Genomic DNA, 5,370 nt, shown 5'->3' on the forward strand with positions numbered 1-5,370 from the left:
CCCGGCCACCCGGATCGTGATCGTCACCGACCCGGGCAGCCCGCTGGACAAGGCCTCGCGGCAGGCCGGCTACCGCGTCGTGAACGCCGACCCGGACGTCGGCGGCCGGTACTCCGCGCTGACCGCGTTCGGCCTGGTGCCGTCCGGCCTCGCGGGCGTCGATATCGACGAGCTGCTGAACGAGGCCGAGGCCTCGCTGCTCGAGGTCGCCGTCGACTCCGCCGAGAACCCGGCCCTGCGCGTGGGCGCGGCCATCGCCGCGACCACCCCGCGCCGCGACAAGCTGGGTCTGATCACGGACGGCACCCACATCAAGGGCCTGCCCGACTGGATCGAGCAGCTCATCGCCGAGTCCACGGGCAAGGAGGGAACCGGCATCCTCCCGGTCGTGCTGCTCCCCGTCTCCCCCGAGCTCGACCCCGTGCCCGCCGACCTGCAGATCGTGCGACTGGTCGACGACGCGAACGAGTTCCACCTGCACGAGCGCCACGAAGGTGAGATCCTCGTCAGCGGCACGCTCGGCGCGCAGTTCATCGTCTGGGAGTACGCCACCGCCATCGCCGGGCACCTGCTCGGCATCAACCCGTTCGACCAGCCCGACGTCGAGTCGGCGAAGGTGGCCGCGCGCGGCCTCCTCGATGCCCGACCCGAGCCCACCGCCCCCGCGTTCGTGGCGAACGGCGTCGAGGTGCGCGTGTCGGACCCGGCTCTCGCGGCCTCCGGCACGGTCGAGGGCGTGCTCGACGCGCTGTGGGCGCAGCTGCCCGCCGACGGCTACGTGTCGATCCAGGCGTACGTCAACCGTCTCGAGGTGCCGCAGCTACAGGGTCTGCGCGAGCTGGTCGCCGCCGACACCGGTCGTCCGACCACGTTCGGCTGGGGCCCGCGCTTCCTGCACTCGACCGGCCAGTACCACAAGGGCGGCCCGGCGCAGGGGGTGTTCCTGCAGATCCTGGAGCGCACCGACGTCGACCTCGAGATCCCCGGTCGGCCGTTCACGTTCGGTCAGCTCATCCAGGCGCAGGCCGCCGGCGACGCGGGCGTGCTCGCGGAGCACGGGCGTCCCGTCGTCTCGCTGACGATCACGGAGTCGTCCGACGACGTGCTCACCCTCTTCGAAGCCGCACAGAAGTAACCGCAGGAGAGCCCCCACCGATGTCTGTACCCATCTCGCGCGGGCACAACCCGCTGCGCGACCCCGACGATCGTCGTCTCAACAGGATCGCGGGGCCCAGCGCCCTCGTGATCTTCGGCGTGACGGGTGATCTGTCCCGCAAGAAGCTCATGCCGGCGGTCTACGACCTCGCGAACCGGGGGCTCCTGCCTCCGGGGTTCGCGCTCGTGGGCTTCGCCCGCCGCGACTGGGAGGACCAGGACTTCGCCCAGGTCGTCTACGACGCGGTGAAGCAGCATGCCCGCACGCCGTTCCGCGAGGAGACCTGGACACAGCTGCTCCAGGGCATCCGGTTCGTCTCCGGCGAGTTCGACAACCCCGACTCCTTCCGCAAGCTGCGGGAGACCGTCGAGAAGCTCGACGTGGAACGCGGGACCATGGGCAACCACGCCTACTACCTCTCGATCCCACCGAAGGACTTCCCGCTCGTCGCGAAGCAGCTCAAGGACTCGGGGCTCGTGGGCGAGGACGCGGACGACGACGAGCGCTGGCGGCGCGTCGTGATCGAGAAGCCCTTCGGGCACGACCTCGAGTCGGCGCGCGCTCTCAACGCGGCCCTCGAAGTGGCGTTCCCCGCCGACTCGATCTTCCGCATCGACCACTACCTCGGCAAGGAGACGGTGCAGAACATCCTCGCGCTGCGCTTCGCGAACGAGCTGTACGAGCCGATCTGGAATCGCAACTACGTCGACCACGTGCAGATCACGATGGCCGAGGACATCGGCGTCGGTGGCCGCGCCGGCTACTACGACGGCGTCGGCGCCGCGCGCGACGTCATCCAGAACCACCTGCTGCAGCTCCTCGCGCTCACCGCGATGGAGGAGCCCATCTCGTTCGACGCGAAGGATCTGCGCGCCGAGAAGGAGAAGGTGCTCGCGGCCGTCACCCTCCCCGCGGACCTCGAGCGCTCCACCGCGCGCGGACAGTACGCGGGCGGCTGGCAGGGCGGCGAGAAGGTGCTCGGCTTCCTCGAAGAGGACGGCATGAACCCCAAGTCGACGACCGAGACCTATGCGGCCGTCACGCTGGAGATCAACACCCGCCGCTGGGCCGGCGTCCCCTTCTACCTGCGCACCGGCAAGCGTCTCGGCCGCCGCGTGACCGAGATCGCGGTGGTGTTCAAGCGCGCCCCCGAGATGCTGTTCCGTCAGGGCCAGACCTCGGGCCAGGGCCAGAACGCGCTCGTCATCCGCGTGCAGCCCGACGAGGGCGTCACGATCCGGTTCGGCTCGAAGGTGCCCGGCGCCGGCGCGCAGGTGCGCGACGTCACGATGGACTTCGGCTACGGCCACGCGTTCACCGAGGCGAGCCCCGAGGCGTACGAGCGCCTCATCCTGGACGTGCTGCTCGGCGACCCGCCGCTGTTCCCGCGGCACGAGGAGGTCGAGCTCTCGTGGCGCATCCTCGACCCCATCGAGGAGTTCTGGGCCGCGCAGGGCGGCCCGCTCGAACAGTACTCACCCGGGTCGTGGGGCCCGGCATCCGCGGACGAGATGCTCGCCCGCGACGGACGGAGCTGGAGGCGCCCGTGATCGTCGATCTTCCCGACACCACCGTCAGCAAGATCTCGCGCGCACTCGTCAACGTGCGCGAGGAGGGCGGTGCCGTCGCACTCGGACGCGTGCTGACGCTCATCATCCTCACGCGCGAAGGCGCCGTCGAAGAGGTCATCGAGGCAGCCAACGACGCCTCGCGCGAGCACCCGATGCGCGTCATCGTGCTGCTGCTGCCCGACAGCTACGACGACGACGCGCGCCTGGACGCGCAGATCCGCGTCGGCGGCGACGCCGGCGCGAGCGAGGTCGTCACGCTGCGAGCCTTCGGCGACGCCGGCCGCTCGAACCTCGAGAGCCTCGTGACCGGCCTGCTGCTGCCCGATGCCCCCGTCGTGGTGTGGTGGCCCAACCGCACCCCCGACCACATCTCGAAGACGTCGATCGGCCGCATCGCTCAGCGTCGGATCACGGATGCCGCCGCCCAGTCCGATCCGTCGGCCTGGGTCGGCGGCCTCGGCGCGCAGTACGCGCCGGGTGACACCGACCTGGCGTGGACGCGTCTCACGCGCTGGCGCGAGCAGCTCGCCGCGATCCTCGACCAGCCGCCGTACGAGCCGATCGTCGGAGTCCGCGTGCGCGGCGCCGCCGATTCGCCGTCCACCGCGCTGCTCGCGGCGTGGCTGCGGCTGGCGCTCGACGTCCCCGTCGACTGGGCGTACCTGGACGCCGACGAGTGGCCGCACGGCATCAAGTCGGTGGCCCTGGTCCGCCCCTCCGGCGAGGTGCTGCTGGAGCGTCCGAGCCCCGGTGCGGCGATCCTCACCCAGCCCGGCCAGCCCAGCCATGAGCTCGCCTTCCCGCGCCGCACGCTGCGCGAATGCCTGGCCGAGGAGCTTCGTCGGCTCGATCCGGACGTCCTGTATGGTCGAGTCATCACCGAGGGCTGGCAGCTGCTCGACCCGCCGGCGACGAAGGAGACGCAGAACCGATGATCATGGCGCAGGGCCGGGGGGCAGGGGTGGATCGACATGGTTGAAGGCTGGGCCGAGAAACGTGTCGTCATCGCACCTGACCCTGCGACCCTGGCCGATTCGGTCGCCGCACGGTTCCTGAGCCGGGTCTCCAAGCGCCTCGACGAGGGAAAGATCGCGCACATCTCGCTCACGGGCGGATCGATGGGGTCCCGCGTACTGGCCTCGGCCGCGCGCAACCCCCGGGCCGAGCACATCGACTGGTCGCGCGTCCATTTCTGGTGGAGCGATGAGCGCTGGCTTCCCCGCGGCGACGCGGAGCGCAACGACCGGCAGGCGCGCGACGCGTTCCTGGACGGCATCGACATCCCGGCCGGCAACATCCACGCGACGCTCGCGAGCGACGAGGGCGCCGATCTGGATGCCGCCGCCGCCGCGTACGCGGCCGAGCTCGCCGGCTTCCCCGGACCCGAGGGTCCGTGGCCGGCGTTCGACGTCTGCTTCCTCGGCGTCGGACCCGATGGGCACATCGCCTCGCTGTTCCCCGACCGAGACGAGATCCAGATCACGGACCGTTCGGTGGTCGCGGTGAGGGACTCCCCCAAGCCGCCGCCCGAGCGCGTCACCATGACCCGCCCGGTCATCAACGGCTCCAAGCGCGTGTGGATGGTGTTGTCCGGCCCCGACAAGGCCTCCGCACTGGGCCTGGCGCTCGCCGGCGCGAGCTACGCCAGCGTGCCGGCAGCCGGCGCCAAGGGCCGCAAGCGCACGATCTTCTTCGTCGACGAGGCCGCCGCCGCACAGGTGCCGCCCGAGCTCATCGACCGCGAGTACTGAAAAGACGAAGAGTGGATGCCGTCCGGCATCCACTCTTCTTCTTTTGGTTCTCAGTCCTGGCCGCGACGCTCGCGCAGTTGCTGCAGCGCATCGTCGAGAAGCTGCTCGGCCTCTTCTTCGGTGCGACGCTCCTTCACGTAGGCGAGGTGCGTCTTGTAGGGCTCCGTCTTGGCGAGAGCCGGCGGGTTCTCTTTGTCGCGCCCGGCCGGAAGGCCCGAGTGCGGCGAGTCGATCGTGTCAGGGATCTCTTCTTCGGGGATGCCGGCCGCGAAGTAGCGGACGGTCTCGTTGCCGAGGGCATCCCAGTACGAGACGGCGACACGGTCGGCGTGGAAGCCGTGGTCCTGCTCGCCCATGGGTCCGGCACCGACGCGGGTGCCGCGGATCGCGTTGCCTCCGGTCGCCATCAGATCGCCTGGAACTTCGTGATGAGGCCGAGGGCCACGATCGCCGCGAACCACACGAGCGCGAGGATCACGGTGAAGCGGTTGAGGTTGCGCTCCGCCAGACCCGACGAGCCGAGGGCGGAGGTCATGCCGCCGCCGAACATGTCGGACAGGCCGCCGCCGCGCCCCTTGTGGAGCAGGATGAGGAGGGTCAGCAGGAGACTCGTGATGCCGAGAAGCACCTGCAGGACGAACTCGATGATCTGCACAGTCGTTGAAGCCTTTCGGTGCGATCATTCGCCGATCGCACAAGGGACAAGTATACGTGTAGGCCGGCGGGGGGGGCGGGCACCCCGCCCCCCCCCCGCCAACCCGGCCGTCGCCCGCCTGCGGGGGGGGGCCCCGGACCCGCGCTTGGTGCGCCCCGTGTAGTTCTCGATCCACCCGAGCGCATAATCCCGGAGCGGCGCCCGGGTTTCGGCGTGCTCCCCGTCGTCAGCTTCGGT

The 5,370-nt window shown here is 70.4% G+C and carries 6 protein-coding genes; 4 read left to right on the forward strand and 2 right to left on the reverse strand.

The genetic code is table 11. From position 1 onward, the window contains the following. From ACTHNQ_RS16130 to pgl, 4 genes are all read left to right on the forward strand, one after another. Window positions 1–1,135 (forward strand): glucose-6-phosphate isomerase (locus ACTHNQ_RS16130; RefSeq protein WP_440334980.1); only part of this gene is annotated, 1,135 nt, incomplete at its 5' end. A gap of 20 nt (window positions 1,136–1,155) precedes the next feature. Next, window positions 1,156–2,706 (forward strand): glucose-6-phosphate dehydrogenase, encoded by a 1,551-nt coding sequence (zwf, locus tag ACTHNQ_RS16135; protein ID WP_440334981.1) that lies wholly within the window; start codon window positions 1,156–1,158, stop codon window positions 2,704–2,706. Further along, window positions 2,703–3,662: a glucose-6-phosphate dehydrogenase assembly protein OpcA gene (locus ACTHNQ_RS16140; protein WP_440334982.1), complete on the forward strand. Its 960-nt coding sequence runs from the start codon at window positions 2,703–2,705 to the stop codon at window positions 3,660–3,662. The genes zwf and ACTHNQ_RS16140 overlap by 4 nt, the downstream gene beginning before the upstream one ends. A gap of 36 nt (window positions 3,663–3,698) precedes the next feature. Continuing rightward, window positions 3,699–4,478 (forward strand): 6-phosphogluconolactonase, encoded by a 780-nt coding sequence (gene pgl / locus ACTHNQ_RS16145; RefSeq protein WP_440334983.1) that lies wholly within the window; start codon window positions 3,699–3,701, stop codon window positions 4,476–4,478. A gap of 50 nt (window positions 4,479–4,528) precedes the next feature. On the opposite strand, the gene ACTHNQ_RS16150 is transcribed toward pgl, so the two are convergent. Together ACTHNQ_RS16150 and secG are read right to left on the reverse strand one after the other, a co-directional pair. Further along, window positions 4,529–4,885, reverse strand: coding sequence for an RNA polymerase-binding protein RbpA (locus ACTHNQ_RS16150; protein WP_018170639.1), 357 nt, complete (start codon window positions 4,883–4,885; stop codon window positions 4,529–4,531). After that, entirely contained in the window at window positions 4,885–5,133 is a 249-nt protein-coding gene (gene secG, locus ACTHNQ_RS16155) for a preprotein translocase subunit SecG (protein ID WP_141893554.1), read from the reverse strand. Before secG ends, ACTHNQ_RS16150 begins: the two co-directional genes overlap by 1 nt. Between the last annotated feature and the right edge of the window lie 237 nt (window positions 5,134–5,370).

The organism is Microbacterium sp. (assembly GCF_051953575.1).
Classification (GTDB): domain Bacteria; phylum Actinomycetota; class Actinomycetes; order Actinomycetales; family Microbacteriaceae; genus Microbacterium.

Coding starts and splice junctions, on each gene's coding strand:
- pgl (WP_440334983.1), top strand. CDS start 3,699: ATGGTTGAAGGCTGGGCCGAGAAACGTGTCGTCATCGCACCTGACCCT.
- ACTHNQ_RS16150 (WP_018170639.1), bottom strand. CDS start 4,885: ATGGCGACCGGAGGCAACGCGATCCGCGGCACCCGCGTCGGTGCCGGA.
- zwf (WP_440334981.1), top strand. CDS start 1,156: ATGTCTGTACCCATCTCGCGCGGGCACAACCCGCTGCGCGACCCCGAC.